This window comes from Bradyrhizobium tropiciagri (assembly GCF_018130545.1).
GTDB classification, from domain to species: domain Bacteria; phylum Pseudomonadota; class Alphaproteobacteria; order Rhizobiales; family Xanthobacteraceae; genus Bradyrhizobium; species Bradyrhizobium tropiciagri_A.
The window spans coordinates 258,187-273,470 of the sequence record NZ_JAFCKF010000001.1 but is presented as its reverse complement, the minus strand read 5'-3'; the positions used below and the strand labels follow the sequence as shown (position 1 = coordinate 273,470).

The window sequence follows — 15,284 nt, the reverse complement described above, 5'->3', positions numbered from 1 at the left end:
ACTTCAGCACTCCGCAAAAGCATGTCTAACCGGCATGTTGGCGATGGAAACCGGCCCCGCGGCCGGAGGTGGTGAGGTCCGGACCAGCCGAGCCGTGAGGCTCCGGGGGAAACAGGCCGGCGCCCGAACTCGCGCCGGTTCCGACAGCGGAAAGCAAGAAAAATGACTTTGAAATTCGACATCCAGCCTTCGCCGAATGCGACGTCCGACAAGGACCGCGGAGCGAAGCTCGTGGACCCGGGCTTCGGCCGCGTCTTCACCGATCACATGGCGATCGTCCGCTACAGCCAGGGCAAGGGCTGGCACAGCGCTCGCGTCGAGGCGCGCGCGAATTTTCCGCTCGATCCGGCCGGCGCGGTGCTGCACTACGCCCAGGAGATTTTCGAAGGTCTCAAGGCCTACAAGCGCGACGATGGCGGCGTGAACCTGTTTCGCCCCGACGCCAATGCGCGTCGCTTCCGCGATTCGGCCGATCGCATGGCGATGGCGCCGCTGCCCGAGGATCTGTTCATCGAGGCGGTCGAGCAATTGGTGCGGATCGATCGCGCCTGGATCCCGGGCGGCGAGGGCAGTCTCTATCTGCGGCCCTTCATGATCGCGAGCGAGATCTTCCTCGGCGTCAAGCCGTCGGCGGAATACATCTTCTCGGTGATCGCATCTCCGGTCGGCTCCTATTTCAAGGGCGGTCCCGCGCCGGTGTCGATCTGGGTGTCGGAGAACTACACGCGTGCTGCGATCGGCGGCACCGGTGCCGTCAAGTGCGGCGGCAATTATGCCGCCAGCCTGCGCGCGCAGGCCGAAGCGATCGATCGCGGCTGCGATCAGGTCGTGTTCCTCGACGCGGTCGAGCGCCGCTACATCGAGGAGCTCGGCGGCATGAACATCTTCTTCGCGTTCGATGACGGCTCGCTCTTGACGCCGCCGCTCGGCACCATCCTCCCCGGCATCACCCGCGACTCGATCATCGCGCTTGCCAAGGATTCCGGCACCCGCGTGCGCGAGGAGCCCTACACGATCCAGCAGTGGCGTGCGGACGCCGCCAGCGGCAAGCTGAAAGAAGCGTTCGCCTGCGGCACCGCCGCCGTGATCTCGCCGATCGGCAAGGTGTGTTCGGCGAGCGGCGACTTCCAGATCAGCGGCGGCGTCGCCGGCCCGGTCGCGATGGGCCTGCGCAAGAAGCTGGTCGACATTCAATACGGTCGCACCAACGATCCGCATAACTGGATCCGAAGCGTGGCCTGACGCGCAGCGGTTCTATCGCTGACGGCTTCGATTTGGCGCCTCTTCCCGTGCTGGGAAGAGGCGCTTTCGTTGTGGAACAGCTGCTCCTGCGCCGACGCTCTGCCTCGGCGGTCATTTTTCTGTGTGATGAGCCATCGCCATATGAACGGGCTGCTGCTTGCGCGCGACAAAGTCTCGCTTCCCGCCTCCAACAATCCCCCATTCGCGTGATGACATGACCAAAACTTCCGTAGCCCGTCTGACCTGTGCCGTGCTGATTGCGGCTGTGTTTGCGCTCGCCGGAACCAATGCGGCGCAGGCCGAGGACCGCTCGCCAGTGATCGATGTGCGCACCGCCGATCCGGAGATGAACGCCGCGATCACCCATGCGCGCGAGACGCTGCCAACATTCTGGGCCTCCTATCAGGCGCCGAAGCCGTCGGAGACCCAGCACTCCCTGAAGGTCCGCTTTCCGACCCATCGCAACGAGGGCGAGCACATCTGGATGCGCGAGGTGAAGAAGCTGCCGGACGGCGGCTATTCCGGGCGGTTCGCCAACCAGCCGCGCGATCTGCCGGGCAAGCAGGCCGGCGACCTCGTCGAGTTCAAGGAGGCCGATATCTCCGACTGGATGTTCATGCGCAACGGCAAGATCGTCGGCGGCGAGACCATCAAGCCGCTGTTGAAATCGATGCCGAAGGCCGACGCCGACGCGCTTCGCGCGCGGATGGAGCAGCCTTAAGGCCGGCGTTTTGGCCGCGGCGGGGCGCAGAGCGGGTTGCCGCCTTGCGCGTCCACTGATAAATGCCGCCAATGGCCGAGAAACCCAAAAAACCCCAGAAACTGAAGGCGCGCCTGCCGCGCGGACTGGAAGATCGCGGCCCGGCCGCGATCAATGCCACGCGCGCGATGGTCGAGAAGATCCGCGCCGTCTACGAGCTCTACGGCTTCGAGCCGGTGGAGACGCCGGCGATGGAGTATACCGACGCGCTCGGCAAATTCCTGCCCGACCAGGACCGCCCCAACGAAGGCGTGTTCTCGTTCCAGGACGATGACGAGCAGTGGATCTCGCTGCGCTACGACCTGACCGCGCCGCTGGCGCGCTATGTCGCGGAGAATTTCGACGCGCTGCCGAAGCCGTATCGGTCGTATCGGTTCGGCTATGTCTTCCGCAACGAGAAGCCGGGTCCGGGCCGCTTCCGCCAGTTCATGCAGTTCGATGCGGACACGGTGGGGTCGGCGACGCCGGCGGCCGACGCCGAGATCTGCATGATGGCGGCTGATACGATGGAAGCGCTCGGCATTCCGCGCGGCTCCTATGTCGTCAAGGTGAACAACCGCAAGGTGCTCGACGGCGTGCTCGAGGCGATCGGCCTCGGCGGCGACGAGAATGCAGGCCGCAGGCTCACCGTGCTGCGCGCGATCGACAAGCTCGACAAGTTTTCCGCCGACGAGGTCCGCAAGCTGTTGGGTCCCGGACGATGGGATGGCGGCGAAGAGGGCAAGGGCGACTTCACCAAGGGCGCCGAGCTGAGCCCGGCGGATGCCGATATCGTCCTCGCCGTCACGCAGCAGCGCGACGATTGGAAAGATGCCATCGCTGCGGCGGAGACTTATCTCGCGAAGAGTGAAGTCGGCCAGGCCGGCGTGAGCGAGCTTGAAGAGATCGCCAAGCTGGTCGCGGCGTCCGGCTATGGCGCGGATCGCATCCGGATCGATCCCACGGTTGTCCGCGGCCTCGAATACTACACCGGCCCGGTGTACGAAGTTGAGTTGCTGCTCGATACCAAGGACGAGAAGGGCCGCCCGGTGCGGTTCGGCTCGGTCGGCGGTGGTGGTCGTTACGATGGCCTGGTCTCGCGCTTCCGCGGCGAGCCGGTGCCGGCGACCGGCTTCTCGATCGGTGTATCGCGGTTGCAGGCCGCGCTGACGATGCTCGGCCAGCTCGATACGAAGGCCGAGTTCGGCCCCGTCGTCGTCACCGTGTTCGATCGCGACCGTGTCGCCGACTATCAGAAGATGGTCGCCCAGCTGCGCCAGGCCGGCCTCCGCGCCGAACTCTATCTCGGCAATCCGAAGAACATGGGCAACCAGCTCAAATATGCCGACCGCCGCAATTCGCCCTGCGTGATCATCCAGGGCTCGGATGAGAAGGCGCGCGGCGAGGTGCAGATCAAGGATCTGATCGAGGGTGCCAAGGCGGCGGCCGCGATCGCCTCCAACCAGGAATGGCGCGAGACGCGGCCGGCGCAGTTCTCCTGCGCGGAGGCCGAGCTGGTCGCCAAGGTCCGCGAGGTCTTGGCGCGGCATGACGTGAACTGGGGATAGCTGGTTTGTCATGCGCGGGCTTGACCCGCGCAGCCATCTTCAAAAAGATGGCGCGCCAGCCAGGCCGGCAGACGACCGGTTTGCGCGTCAACAACAACCAGGGAGTTATTCCGATGCCTGAGATCACCGTGAGCATGGCCGCCGGCCGCACCGACGAGCAGAAGCTCGGCATGATGCGCGACATCACCCAGGCACTGGTGAAGAATCTCGGCGTCGATGCCGACGCGGTCGTGATCCAGATCAACGAAGCACCGCTGCATCACAAGATGAAGGGCGGCAAGTCCTTCGTCGAGCGCGCGGCTGCGGCGAAGAAATAGCCCCGCTTTCTCCACAGGTCGTCCCGGCGAAAGCCGGGACGACATCTGTTCTGAGGCACCCATGGACGCACGCGACTTCATCAAGATCGGCATGAGCGCCGAACGCATGCTGGTGGTGCCGCCGGAGCGTACGGTCGGGCATTTCGTGCCCGGCATGCCGATGGTCTATGCGACGCCGATGATGATCCTCGACATGGAGATGGCGTCGGGCGATGCGATCCGCGCCGCGTTGCAGCCCGGCTGGGTCACGGTCGGGACCGAGGTCGATATCCGCCATCTCGCGGCCGCGCTTGTCGGCGCCACGGTGCGGACCACCTCAAAGGTGATCGCGGTCGAGCGCCGCGTGATCCGCTTCGAGGTCGAGGCCTTTGAAGGCACGCGCAAGCTCGGCGAAGGCCGCCACGCCCGCGGCCTGATCAATGTCGAGAGCTTTAACAAGCGCCTTGCCGGGACCTCCGGTTTGGCGCAGTAAGCCTGACTACTTCGCCAGTTCCTTCGAGCGCCGTGTTGCCGCCGCGATCGCGCGGGTCATCAGCGGCTGCATGCCGTCATTGGCCATCAGCACCTCGAGCGCGGCGGCAGTGGTGCCGCCGGGCGAGGTGACGTTCTGCCGCAGCGTTGCCGACGGCAGATCCGAACGATGCAGCAGCTCGCCGGAGCCGGCCACAGTGGCGCGCGCCAGCGTGGTCGCGAGCTGCTCGGGCAGGCCGGCGGCGACGCCGGCGCGGGCGAGCTCCTCGGCGAGCAGGAAGACATAGGCCGGACCGGAGCCGGAGACCGCGGTCACCGCGTCCATCAGGCCTTCGTCGTCGACCCATTCGACGAGCCCGGTCGCCTTCAGCAGCGCGTCGGTCATCGCGCGCTGCGCGGCGGTGACACGCTTTGATGGCACCGCGACGGTGATGCCGCGGCCGATCGCCGCTGGCGTGTTCGGCATCGCGCGCACCACCGCGCCGCCGACAACCTCTTCCAGCGCTGCGATGGTGGTGCCCGCCATGATCGAGACCACGAGGGTCGATGGGCCGACCAGTGCTTTCAGCGCGGCGCCGGCGTCGCGGAACGATTGCGGCTTCACCGCAACGACCAGCGTGTCGACTGTGCCGAGCTCCGTCGTCTGCGGATTGAGCCGCACGCCTCTCGCGGCCAGCGCGGAGATCTCCGGCGACAGATAGGGATCGATCACCGCGACCTGCTTGGGCGAAAGGCCCTGTGCGAGCCAGCCGGTCAGCATGGCGCCGCCCATCTTGCCCGCGCCCGCGAGCGCGATGGTGCCGGTCGTGTCAGTCAATGCGCTGCTGGATGTGTTCACAGGTGGCTCCGCATACTCTGTGTCGTCCCTGCGGAAGCAGGGACCCATAACCACAGGCGGTTCTAGTGAAGCCAGAAGCGAGCCACAAGCAGTTTGCGTGAGCCCTGCAGCCGCGGAGTATGGGTCCCGGCCCCCGTGCGCAATTGCGACTAGGCCGGGACGACACTGAGTATGCGGATGCGCTTACGCTTCGCCCTCGGTATCGAACATCGCAGCCGCCATTGCTTCGGCGGTCGACTTGCCGGCCCAGACCACGAACTGGAACGCCGGATAGTAGCGCTCGCAGGCGTGGATCGCGTTGACCACCATGGCCTCGCATTGCGAGGTGGAGGCGGTGAGGCCGCCGGGCAGCACCAGCGCCTGGCGATGCATCACCATGCCGGTGTGGGTCCACAGATCGAAATGGCCGACCCACAATTGCTCGTTGATCGCAGCGACCAGCCGCTGCACTTCGGCGCGGCGCGCCTGCGGCATCTTCATGTCGAAGGCGCATGCGAGATGCAGCGCCTCGATCTCTCCCATCCAGGTGAAGGAGAGCTGATAGTCGATCCAGTCTCCCTTGGAGACGATCGTCACCTCGTCTTCGCCGGAACGCTCGAACGCCCAGTTGTTGTCGGTGGCGATATCCTCGACCACCGCAAGCGGGTTGTTCCGGGAATCGATAATGCTTTCGAGGAGGGACATGCCGTCTCGGACCTTGTTCTTATGATCGCTTGATACGCACACGGAAGCCGGCACTTGCGACATACTGCGTCGTGGCCGAGTACAGCTCCTTGACCGGGCTTCCGGATGCCCCTGGACCTGACGCCGATGAAGTGATGTGATTTGCGGAATCCGCGCAACCGCACGCCGAGTCCGTCCACAGCCAAAGCGCGCATCGTCCACAGCTGATCTCCGCCACACTTGTGATTTGGAGAACAAATCGGAATCTCCGCATTCGAGTAACGATTTGTTAACCATTTGCGGGCGCTTCGGTGCACGCGTGAATCAGCCCTTCGGCCCTCTGATCGGCCCGCCCAGAGCCGCAACGCGGGCATGGGGACATGCCGTTTCCCCATGCCAAAGGACCTTGCCCCGCTGTCGCGGTTTGGTCATATTTCGTCTCAGGCACGTCCATCCCGGGCGTGCCGATGTTCTCAGGGCGGGGTGAAAATCCCCACCGGCGGTAAAGGGCGATGAGCCCAAGCCCGCGAGCGCCTTCTTCCGCGAAGCCGGAAAAAGGGTCAGCAGATTCGGTGCAATTCCGAAGCCGACGGTTACAGTCCGGATGAAAGAGAACGGTTGCGGCAGCCAACGCGAATTTCGCGTGGGCTCGTGTCGTTGTCCGTGTGCCCTGATTCTGGTCCTGAAAGAGGAAAGCCATGAATCAGATGTTGCAAGATGCTGAACTCCAAACCTCCCTAGCAGAAAATGCTCCCGATACGCCGGCAACTCCGCCGGTGCCGGAGCATCCGCACTTCGCAAAGCCGCAGCGTGTTGCCTTCGTGCAGGCGTCCTGGCATCGCGATGTGGTGGAAGAGTGCCGCATCTCCTTCCTGAAGGAGATCGAGTCACGCCACATCACCAATGTCGACGTGTTCGAGGTGCCGGGCTCGTTCGAGATCCCGCTGCACGCGCAGCTCCTGGCCAAGACCCGCCGCTACACCGCGATCGTCGCGGCCGGGCTCGTCGTCGATGGCGGCATCTACCGCCATGAATTCGTCGCCGACACCGTGATCAAGGCGCTGATGGATGTGCAGTTGCGCACCGAGGTGCCGGTGTTCTCGGCGGTGCTGACGCCGCAGCAATTCCACGAGACCGAGGTGCATTACGAGTTCTTCCGCAAGCACTTCGTGATCAAGGGAATCGAGGTCGCGGAGGCCTGCGCCAACACGCTGCACAGCCTCGAGCGTTTGCGCGGCCAGGTCGCGGCGGGAATTCCCGGCTAAGCGCCAGCCTTCCAATCGTCTGATTGTCATTCCCACCGCCGTATCTATAAAGTCGGCGGTGGGAGGAGGCCTCGCCGTGACGACGGCCCGGCCGAGACGATCATGTTCGAAGGACACGATCCCTATCTCGTCGCGCTCTCGGTGGTGATCGCGATTCTGGGAGGTTACACCGGGTTCGGCCTGGCTGCGCGCATCCGCGGCAGACCGGATTCCGGTCATCGCCTGTTGCTCGCGAGTGCAGCATTCTTCCTCGCGGTCGGCATCTGGACGATGCATTTTGTCGGCATGCTGGCCGCGCCCTTGCCGGTAGGCGCCGTCTACCTGCTGTTGCCGACCATCATTTCCTTTCTGATATGTGCGCTGGTGGTCGGCATATCGCTGTTCTTTGTCAGCGTCGGCGAACCATCGGTGCTTCGCGTTGCTTCGTCGGCCGTATTGCTGGGGCTTGGCATTGTCAGCATGCATTATGTCGGCATGCATGGGCTGTCCGGCGACTTCGCGATGACACATGCTCCGGGAATGGTCGTGCTCTCGGTCGTGATCGCGATTGCGGCGGCCTATGGCGGGTTACGCGCATTCCTGGCGCGGCGCGGCGGCGTGCAGTTGATGTTGAGCGCGGTGGCGTTCGGCGTTGCCGTCTCCGGAATGCACTACACGGCGATGGCCGGCATGCAGATTGGTCCATCCGACGGCGAAGCCCATCACCACATGGAGGGATTGGTGGCGTCGTCGCAGATGCTGTCGCTGGTCGTGACCCTGCTCTGCTTCGTGATTGCCGCAGGCTTCCTGCTGTCGCTGGTACCCGACCCACGGAAGCGGGCGGCGGCAATCACGGACCCCTCCGGGGCAGGCTTCGAGCCGGTCGAAACGGTGGCCGGTGGCGTGGCCCAGAGCGACCCGCCGCTTCGGCCGACGCCGTTGGGCGGAATTGGCCAGCCGCCGCGCGGGGCGCCGGTACCCCGGCTGCCGGTAGAGGGCGCGGACGGCACCCATTTCATTGATGCCGCCGAAGTTCGCAGCGTGAGGGCGGATGCCCACTACACAAAGGTGCACGACGGGACCCGGGAGCGGATGTGTCCGTGGTCGATCTCGGAAGCCGAGGCGCTGCTCGATCCTCGCCTGTTTCTGCGGGTGCACCGCAGCCACATCGTGGCAATTCCGCATGTCGCCCTTGTCCGGAAGGAAGGCGACGGCGCAGTCCTGGAACTGGACGGTCCGTCTCCACACCGGGTCCCGGTGAGTCGAGCCAAGATCGCCGAGGTCAAGGCCCGACTCGGCCTCGTTCGTCGCACGGCCTGAACGCATTTCTCACCGATAGGGCGCAGCATCTGACGCATTTCGTGCGCGTCAGGCGACATTTCGTGCGAATTTTCCACTCCCGTGCTGGGCTTGTTGCGGGTGAATCCGCACCCCGCCAACCTCCCTCCAACGTTCGCGGGTACCGCAAGGCCGCAGAACGACATGGAGGAAACGATGATTCCCGGTTCGTTCAGCTATCACCGGCCGACCACATTGGTCGACGCAGTGAAACTGCTTTGGACGCTTGGCGACGAAGCCCGTCCGCTGGCCGGCGGCCATAGCCTCGTCCCGATGATGAAGCTTCGGCTGGCCACCCCGGAGCATCTGGTCGACCTGCACGGCATTGCCGACCTCAAAGGCATTCGGCGCGACGGCAGCAAGGTGTTGATCGGGGCCATGACCACCCAGCACGACTTGCTTGCGTCCGATGAGGTCGCCAGATCCATCCCCATTCTGCACGAAGCCGCGCTTCTGATTGCTGATCCTCAGGTCCGGTATCGCGGCACCGTGGGGGGCAATGTCGCGAATGGTGATCCCGGCAACGACATGCCGGCGCTGATGATGACGCTCGGCGCGACCTACCGTCTCGAGGGGCCCGATGGCGGGCGAGAGGTCGCGGCCGCCGATTATTATCAGGGCGCCTATTTTACGGCGATCGAGCCCGGCGAGTTGCTGGCCTCGATATCGATCCCGGTCCCGCCGGCCGGTCACGGTTTCGCCTATGAGAAGCTGAAGCGGAAGGTCGGGGATTATGCGACCGCCGCAGCGGCCGTGGTGCTCACGATGTCCGGCGGCAAGGTCGCGACCTGCACGATCGGGCTCACCAATCTCTCGGAAACTCCGCTGTTGGCCGACGCCGCTGCCAAGGAGGTCATCGGTACCGGCCTTGATGCCGCAACGCTCAAGAAGGCCGCGGCGGCCGCGGAAGCGATCATGGCGCCGGCTGCGGACGCGCGGGGGCCGATCGAATACCGCAAGCATGTCGGGGGCATCATGGTGACGCGTGCGTTGCAGCGCGCTGCCGCAAACGCGGCCTGAGGAGGGGCAAATGGCGAAGACGCATATCACGATGCAGGTGAATGGCGCCGAGGTCGAAGGCCTCGTCGAGCCGCGCACGCTACTGGTGCACTTCATCCGCGAGAATCTGCAGATGACCGGCACCCATATCGGCTGCGAGACCACGCATTGCGGCGCCTGCACGGTCGATATCGACGGCATGTCGGTGAAATCCTGCACCATGTTCGCGGTCCAGGCCAACGGCTCCGACATCACCACGATCGAGGGCATGGCCAATCCCGACGGCTCGCTGTCGGCGCTGCAGGAAGGCTTCCGCATGATGCACGGTTTGCAATGCGGCTTCTGCACGCCGGGCATGATCATGCGGGCGCAACGGCTGCTGAAGGAGAACCCGTCGCCGACCGAGCAGGAGATCCGGATGGGCATCTCCGGCAACATCTGCCGCTGCACGGGCTACCAGAACATCGTCAAAGCCATTCAATACGCCGCCGCAAAGATCAACGGCGTGGAATTCCGGGAGGCCGCAGAATGAACGACATGACTCCCACACGGGAACAACGCACGGCTGCGCTCGAGGGCATGGGCTGCAAGCGCAAGCGGGTCGAAGACATCCGCTTCACGCAAGGCAAGGGCAACTACGTCGACGACGTGAAGTTGCCGGGGATGCTGCATGGCGACTTCGTGCGCTCGCCGCATCCGCATGCACGCGTCAAATCGATTGATGATTCCGAGGCATTGAAGGTGCCGGGCGTGCTCGCGGTCATCACCGCCGAGACGCTGAAGACCGTCAACCTTGCCTGGATGCCGACCCTGGCTGGCGACGTGCAGATGGTGCTGGCCGACGGCAAGGTGCTGTTCCAGAACCAGGAGGTGGCGTTCGTCGTCGCGACGGACCGCTATGCCGCTGATGACGGCATCAACAAGGTCAAGGTCGAGTACGAACCGCTGCCACCGCTGGTCGACCCGTTCAAATCCATGGATCCAAATGCGCCGGTGTTGCGTGAAGATCTCGCCGGCAAGACCAGCGGTGCCCATGGCCCGCGCAAGCACCACAACCACATCTTCGAGTGGACCGTCGGCGACAAGGAATTGACCGATGCCGCCTTCAACAAGGCCGAGGTGACGATCAAGGAGATGATCTCCTATCATCGCACCCATCCGTCGCCCCTCGAAACCTGCCAGTGCGTCTGTTCCTTCGACAAGATCAAGGGCGAGCTGACGATCTGGGGCACCTTCCAGGCGCCGCATGTCATCCGCACCGTCGTGGCACTGATCGCGAAGCTGCCGGAGCAGAAGATCCATGTGATCGCGCCCGACATCGGCGGCGGTTTCGGCAACAAGGTGGGCGCTTATCCCGGATATATCTGTGCAGCCGTCGCCTCGATCGTAACCGGCAAGCCGGTGAAATGGGTCGAGGATCGCATCGAGAACCTGACCGCGACCTCGTTCGCCCGCGACTACCACATGACGACCGAGATTGCCGCGACCAAAGAGGGCAAGGTCACCGGCCTGCGCGTCCACGTGCTGGCCGATCACGGCGCCTTCGATGCTTGCGCCGATCCGTCGAAATGGCCGGCCGGTTTCTTCAACATCGTCACCGGATCATACGACTTCCCGACGGCGCATCTTGCGGTCGACGGCGTCTACACCAACAAGGCGCCGGGCGGCGTCGCCTATCGCTGCTCGTTCCGCGTCACCGAGGCCGCTTACTGCATCGAGCGCGCGATGGATATTCTGGCGCAGAAGCTCGGCATGGATCCGGCCGAACTGCGCTTGAAGAATTTCATCAAGCCTGAGCAGTTTCCGTACCACTCCGCGCTCGGTTGGGAATACGATTCCGGCGACTACGGCACGGCGATGCGAAAGGCCATGGAGACGGTGAAATACGCCGAGCTCCGCAAGGAGCAGGAGCAGATGCGCGCCGCCTTCAAGCGGGGCGAGACCCGCGAGATCATGGGCATCGGTGTGTCGTTCTTCACCGAGATCGTTGGCGCCGGCCCATCGAAGAATTGCGACATCCTGGGCATTGCGATGTTCGATTCCTGCGAAATCCGCATGCACCCGACCGGTGCGGGCATCGCGCGGATGGGCACCAAGAGCCAGGGCCAGGGCCACGAGACGACCTGGGCGCAGATCATCGCGACCGAAATCGGCATTCCCGCCGACAACATCATGGTCGAGGAAGGCAACACGGACACCGCGCCTTACGGCCTCGGCACCTACGGCTCGCGTTCGACGCCGGTCGCCGGCGCCGCGATTGCAATGGCCGCGCGAAAGATCAGGGCCAAAGCGCAGATGATCGCGGCCTACAAGCTCGAGGTCCACGAGGACGATCTCGAATGGGACATCGACGGCTTCCGCGTCAAGGGCCTGCCCGGGAAGTTCATGTCGATGAAGGATATCTGCTGGGCCGCGTATAATTCGGTGCCGCCCGGCATGGAGCCAGGGCTGGAAGCGGTCAGCTACTATGATCCGCCGAACATGACTTATCCGTTCGGCGCCTACATCTGCGTGATGACCATCGATGTCGACACCGGTGTCTACAAGGTCAGGCGCTTTTATGCGCTCGATGATTGCGGCACCCGGATCAACCCCATGATCATCGAGGGCCAGGTGCATGGCGGGCTCACCGAGGCGTTCGCCATCGCGATGGGCCAAGAGATCCGCTACGACGCCGAAGGCAATGTCGTCACCGGCTCGTTCATGGATTTCTTCATGCCGACCGCGGTCGAGACCCCGCATTGGGAAACGGATTTCACGGTCACCCCGTCGCCGCATCACCCGATCGGCGCCAAGGGCGTCGGCGAAAGCCCGAATGTCGGAGGTGTGCCGGCGTTCTCCAACGCGGTCAACGATGCGTTTTCGTTCCTCGGCTCGACTCACATCCAGATGCCGCATGATTTCTGGCGGAACTGGGCGGCGGCGAAGAGCCTCGGCGTGTTCGCTTCGGCATGAAGACCCGTGACGACATCGCGCGCGCCCTTGGCGACGCCGGCTATGTCGCCGACGGCGAGCTCGCGGTTGCGATCGCGCTCATGCAACAATTGCGGCGTCCGCTGCTGCTGGAAGGCGAGGCGGGCGTCGGCAAGACCGAGGTGGCCAAGGCCCTCGCCACCGTTCACGGCACGGAGCTGATTCGCCTGCAATGTTACGAAGGGCTCGACCAGTCGGCGGCGCTCTACGAGTGGAATTATCAGCGGCAGTTGCTGTCGATCCAGGCGCACCGCGGCGCCAATGCGGACGCGGTCGAGGATCAGATCTTCTCGGAAAAGTATCTTCTGGAGCGGCCATTGCTTGCAGCGATACGCCGTGAACGATCGCCGGTTTTGCTGATCGACGAGATCGATCGCGCGGACGACGAGTTCGAGGCGTTTCTGCTGGAGTTATTGTCTGACTTCCAGGTTTCGATTCCCGAGCTCGGCACGATCAAGGCGACCGCGATCCCTCACGTCGTGCTGACGTCGAACGGTACGCGCGAGCTCTCGGATGCACTGCGGCGCCGCTGTCTCTATCACTACGTCGACTATCCTGATGTTGACCGTGAGGCGCGCATCATCACAGCGCGCGTCGCAGGCATCAGTGCCTCGCTGGCGCTGCAGATCGCCCGCATGGTCGAGAGCGTCCGGAAGGAGGAGCTGCGCAAGGTGCCCGGTGTCGCCGAGACGCTGGATTGGGCCGCTGCGTTGGTCGGGCTCGAGGTGAAGGATCTGCATGACGCGCCCGAGACGGTGCACGAGACCCTGATGTGCCTGCTCAAGACGCAGGAAGACAAGGCGCGGGTCTCGCGCGAGGTCACGCAACGTTTGCTGGGACGGGTCGCATGAGTTGCTGCGGTGCATCGCCAGACATCAATGACGTTCGCGAGGTATCCCGTCTCGTCTCGCGCAAGCTCGCCGCCTTTCTCCGGACGCTGCGCGACAACGACTTCGCTGTCGGTCTTGCAGAGGGGCAGGATGCCGCCGCCCTGATGGGGGCGGGCTACGCGGCGCGGCCGGGCCTGCTGCGGTCGGCACTCAAGCATCTATTGTCGACCCGCAAGGCCGATTGGGACAGGTTTGACGGAATTTTTGATGCGTTTTGGCTCGGAAAGAGGGTGCGGTCGCGCTCGATCACGAGAGGCGCAACCAAGGCGGCGAACAATCCCTCCCTGAAGAGCTTGCCGAACCAGTCCACCGAACCTCGAACCAGCGCCGAGACGGTAATGGATCAAGTTCCGTCCGTTGACGGGGCCGAAAACGAGCGCTCCGGCGAGGGGCGCATGGAAGGGGCGTCGCATGCTGACAATCTCGCCGAGGTGGATTTCCGCAACCTGGCTGACCCGCAACAGGTGGAGCTGGCTCATCTTGCGGCGGCGCGATTGGCGCGCGCCATGCAGACGCGGCTGACACGGCGGGAGCTGGCGCGCCGCCGCGGCCATCGTCTGGATTTGCGCCGTACGATTCATCGCAACATCAGCCACGGCGGTGTGCCGATCAGTCTGGTGAAGCGGCAGCGCAAGCCGAAGCCGCTACGACTCGTGGTCCTGCTCGATGCCTCGGGCTCGATGAGCATGTATACGGGCGTCTTCCTGCGATTCATTCATGGCGTGCTCGACGAGTTCCGCGAAGCCGAGGCGTTCCTGTTCCACACGCGGTTGGCTCACGTCTCGGACGCGATGAAAGAGCGCGATCCAGGCCGCGCGCTGGATCGGCTCTCGATCATGGCGCAAGGCGCCGGCGGCGGCACCAGGATCGGCGAGAGCCTGCAGACCTTCAATCGCTGGCACGCCGCGCGCGTGATCCATTCGCGCACCTGTGTGATGATTGTCTCCGACGGTTATGAGACCGGCGATGCGGCGCTGCTCGGTCGCGAGATGGCTGCGCTCGGCCGCCGCTGTCGCCGCATCGTCTGGCTCAACCCGATGATGGGATGGCAGGGCTACGCGCCGGAAGCGCGCGGCATCAAGGCGGCACTTCCGCATGTCGATCTCTATGCGCCGGCCAACACGCTGGCGAGCTTGATGGCGCTCGAACCCTATCTGGCGAGGCTATGATGGGTGTGCACGTCGAGATCATGGATCTGGTCGCGCAGATGAAGGCCAGTGAGGAGGCCTTCGTATTGGCGACCGTCGTCCGCACGGTCTCCGTGACTGCCGCCAAGGCGGGAGCGAAGGCGATCATCCGTCCGGACGGCAGCATCGTGGCGGGATGGATCGGGGGAGGTTGTGCCAGAGGCGCGGTCCTGAAGGCAGCGCGGGAGGCGCTGATCGACGGCGAGCCGCGCATGGTCTCGGTGCAACCGGAGAATTTGCTTGCAGAGCTCGGCGTTGTCGCCGGCGAGAGCAGGGATGGTGTGCGCTTCGCCTCGAATATGTGTCCGAGCAAGGGGACGATGGATATCTTCGTGGAGCCGGTGTTGCCGCATCCTTCGCTGGTGATCCTTGGCGCAAGTCCGGTCGCGCTGTCGCTCGCGGCTCAGGCGCGCCAACTCGGCTATCACGTGACGCTTGCAGCGCCCGCATCCGATCTTGCCGCCGAACCTGACGCCGACGTGGTCGTCGATGGCCTGAAGCCGGGCGATCTCAACAAGGCCGTCCGCTTCGTCGTGGTGTCGACGCAAGGCAAGGGGGACGAGGCTGCGCTGAAGTCGGCGATCGAGATTGACGCTGCGTACCACGCCTTCGTCGGCAGCAAGCGCAAGATGGTCGCGTTGCGCGACAAGTTGATTGCCGCCGGTCTCGATGCTGCCGGGATCGATAGCGTGAAGGCGCCGGCCGGGCTCGATCTCGGTGCCATCACGCCGGAGGAGATTGCAATGTCGATCCTCGCCGAAATCACCATCACGCGCCGTCGCGGCCAGCGTGCCGCCGCCAATACAGGGAGCTAA

At 64.4% G+C, this 15,284-nt stretch carries 15 protein-coding genes and 1 riboswitch; of the genes, 13 read left to right on the top strand and 2 right to left on the bottom strand.

What is annotated here, in order from left to right; genetic code table 11:
• Positions 1-162: 162 nt before the first annotated feature.
• The 5 genes from JQ616_RS01310 (at position 163) to JQ616_RS01290 (ending at position 4,338) form a co-directional block, all read left to right on the top strand.
• Positions 163-1,242: a branched-chain amino acid aminotransferase gene (locus JQ616_RS01310; RefSeq protein ID WP_212011634.1), complete on the top strand. Its 1,080-nt coding sequence runs from the start codon at positions 163-165 to the stop codon at positions 1,240-1,242.
• Between the two features lie 214 nt (positions 1,243-1,456).
• Positions 1,457-1,963 carry a YegJ family protein gene (locus JQ616_RS01305; RefSeq protein WP_212011632.1) on the top strand — a complete coding sequence of 169 codons (507 nt, stop codon included), beginning with the start codon at positions 1,457-1,459 and terminating at the stop codon, positions 1,961-1,963.
• A 71-nt stretch (positions 1,964-2,034) separates the two neighbouring features.
• A complete protein-coding gene (hisS, locus tag JQ616_RS01300; protein ID WP_212011630.1) occupies positions 2,035-3,549 on the top strand; it encodes a histidine--tRNA ligase in 1,515 nt (504 codons plus the stop codon).
• A gap of 113 nt (positions 3,550-3,662) precedes the next feature.
• A complete protein-coding gene (locus JQ616_RS01295) occupies positions 3,663-3,866 on the top strand; it encodes a tautomerase family protein (RefSeq protein ID WP_018269806.1) in 204 nt (67 codons plus the stop codon).
• A 61-nt stretch (positions 3,867-3,927) separates the two neighbouring features.
• Positions 3,928-4,338, top strand: coding sequence for a thioesterase family protein (locus JQ616_RS01290; protein ID WP_212011629.1), 411 nt, complete (start codon positions 3,928-3,930; stop codon positions 4,336-4,338).
• 6 nt (positions 4,339-4,344) lie between these two features.
• On the opposite strand, the gene proC is transcribed toward JQ616_RS01290, so the two are convergent.
• The gene (proC, locus tag JQ616_RS01285) at positions 4,345-5,223 is read right to left on the bottom strand and encodes a pyrroline-5-carboxylate reductase (RefSeq protein ID WP_212013077.1); all 879 of its coding nucleotides are present in this window, start codon (positions 5,221-5,223) and stop codon (positions 4,345-4,347) included.
• 135 nt (positions 5,224-5,358) lie between these two features.
• Positions 5,359-5,859, bottom strand: coding sequence for a YbjN domain-containing protein (locus tag JQ616_RS01280; RefSeq protein WP_050424919.1), 501 nt, complete (start codon positions 5,857-5,859; stop codon positions 5,359-5,361).
• A gap of 444 nt (positions 5,860-6,303) precedes the next feature.
• A riboswitch (FMN riboswitch) is annotated at positions 6,304-6,458 on the top strand.
• Positions 6,459-6,536: 78 nt separating this feature from the next.
• Between JQ616_RS01280 and JQ616_RS01275 the strand changes: the two genes are divergently transcribed.
• The 8 genes from JQ616_RS01275 to JQ616_RS01240 all read left to right on the top strand — a co-directional run bounded on the left by JQ616_RS01275 (position 6,537) and on the right by JQ616_RS01240 (position 15,284).
• The gene (locus JQ616_RS01275) at positions 6,537-7,103 is read left to right on the top strand and encodes a 6,7-dimethyl-8-ribityllumazine synthase (protein ID WP_212011628.1); all 567 of its coding nucleotides are present in this window, start codon (positions 6,537-6,539) and stop codon (positions 7,101-7,103) included.
• Positions 7,104-7,205: 102 nt separating this feature from the next.
• The gene (locus JQ616_RS01270; RefSeq protein WP_212011627.1) at positions 7,206-8,402 is read left to right on the top strand and encodes an MHYT domain-containing protein; all 1,197 of its coding nucleotides are present in this window, start codon (positions 7,206-7,208) and stop codon (positions 8,400-8,402) included.
• A gap of 174 nt (positions 8,403-8,576) precedes the next feature.
• Positions 8,577-9,440 carry an FAD binding domain-containing protein gene (locus JQ616_RS01265; RefSeq protein WP_212011626.1) on the top strand — a complete coding sequence of 288 codons (864 nt, stop codon included), beginning with the start codon at positions 8,577-8,579 and terminating at the stop codon, positions 9,438-9,440.
• Positions 9,441-9,450: 10 nt separating this feature from the next.
• Entirely contained in the window at positions 9,451-9,951 is a 501-nt protein-coding gene (locus JQ616_RS01260) for a (2Fe-2S)-binding protein (RefSeq protein WP_212011625.1), read from the top strand.
• Complete coding sequence (locus tag JQ616_RS01255) at positions 9,948-12,374, top strand: aerobic carbon-monoxide dehydrogenase large subunit (RefSeq protein WP_212011624.1); 2,427 nt, start codon at positions 9,948-9,950, stop codon at positions 12,372-12,374. The genes JQ616_RS01260 and JQ616_RS01255 overlap by 4 nt, the downstream gene beginning before the upstream one ends.
• Positions 12,371-13,243 carry an AAA family ATPase gene (locus JQ616_RS01250; RefSeq protein WP_212011622.1) on the top strand — a complete coding sequence of 291 codons (873 nt, stop codon included), beginning with the start codon at positions 12,371-12,373 and terminating at the stop codon, positions 13,241-13,243. Before JQ616_RS01255 ends, JQ616_RS01250 begins: the two co-directional genes overlap by 4 nt.
• Positions 13,240-14,451: a vWA domain-containing protein gene (locus JQ616_RS01245; protein WP_212011620.1), complete on the top strand. Its 1,212-nt coding sequence runs from the start codon at positions 13,240-13,242 to the stop codon at positions 14,449-14,451. Before JQ616_RS01250 ends, JQ616_RS01245 begins: the two co-directional genes overlap by 4 nt.
• The gene (locus JQ616_RS01240; RefSeq protein ID WP_212013076.1) at positions 14,451-15,284 is read left to right on the top strand and encodes an XdhC family protein; all 834 of its coding nucleotides are present in this window, start codon (positions 14,451-14,453) and stop codon (positions 15,282-15,284) included. Before JQ616_RS01245 ends, JQ616_RS01240 begins: the two co-directional genes overlap by 1 nt.

What these genes read in the sequence shown, in the direction of transcription:
- JQ616_RS01280 (WP_050424919.1), bottom strand. Translation starts at nt 5,859, where the DNA reads ATGTCCCTCCTCGAAAGCATTATCGATTCCCGGAACAACCCGCTTGCG.
- JQ616_RS01295 (WP_018269806.1), top strand. Translation starts at nt 3,663, where the DNA reads ATGCCTGAGATCACCGTGAGCATGGCCGCCGGCCGCACCGACGAGCAG.
- proC (WP_212013077.1), bottom strand. Translation starts at nt 5,223, where the DNA reads ATGGGTCCCTGCTTCCGCAGGGACGACACAGAGTATGCGGAGCCACCT.
- JQ616_RS01260 (WP_212011625.1), top strand. Translation starts at nt 9,451, where the DNA reads ATGGCGAAGACGCATATCACGATGCAGGTGAATGGCGCCGAGGTCGAA.
- JQ616_RS01265 (WP_212011626.1), top strand. Translation starts at nt 8,577, where the DNA reads ATGATTCCCGGTTCGTTCAGCTATCACCGGCCGACCACATTGGTCGAC.
- JQ616_RS01310 (WP_212011634.1), top strand. Translation starts at nt 163, where the DNA reads ATGACTTTGAAATTCGACATCCAGCCTTCGCCGAATGCGACGTCCGAC.
- JQ616_RS01245 (WP_212011620.1), top strand. Translation starts at nt 13,240, where the DNA reads ATGAGTTGCTGCGGTGCATCGCCAGACATCAATGACGTTCGCGAGGTA.
- JQ616_RS01305 (WP_212011632.1), top strand. Translation starts at nt 1,457, where the DNA reads ATGACCAAAACTTCCGTAGCCCGTCTGACCTGTGCCGTGCTGATTGCG.
- JQ616_RS01275 (WP_212011628.1), top strand. Translation starts at nt 6,537, where the DNA reads ATGAATCAGATGTTGCAAGATGCTGAACTCCAAACCTCCCTAGCAGAA.
- JQ616_RS01240 (WP_212013076.1), top strand. Translation starts at nt 14,451, where the DNA reads ATGGGTGTGCACGTCGAGATCATGGATCTGGTCGCGCAGATGAAGGCC.
- hisS (WP_212011630.1), top strand. Translation starts at nt 2,035, where the DNA reads ATGGCCGAGAAACCCAAAAAACCCCAGAAACTGAAGGCGCGCCTGCCG.
- JQ616_RS01270 (WP_212011627.1), top strand. Translation starts at nt 7,206, where the DNA reads ATGTTCGAAGGACACGATCCCTATCTCGTCGCGCTCTCGGTGGTGATC.
- JQ616_RS01290 (WP_212011629.1), top strand. Translation starts at nt 3,928, where the DNA reads ATGGACGCACGCGACTTCATCAAGATCGGCATGAGCGCCGAACGCATG.
- JQ616_RS01255 (WP_212011624.1), top strand. Translation starts at nt 9,948, where the DNA reads ATGAACGACATGACTCCCACACGGGAACAACGCACGGCTGCGCTCGAG.
- JQ616_RS01250 (WP_212011622.1), top strand. Translation starts at nt 12,371, where the DNA reads ATGAAGACCCGTGACGACATCGCGCGCGCCCTTGGCGACGCCGGCTAT.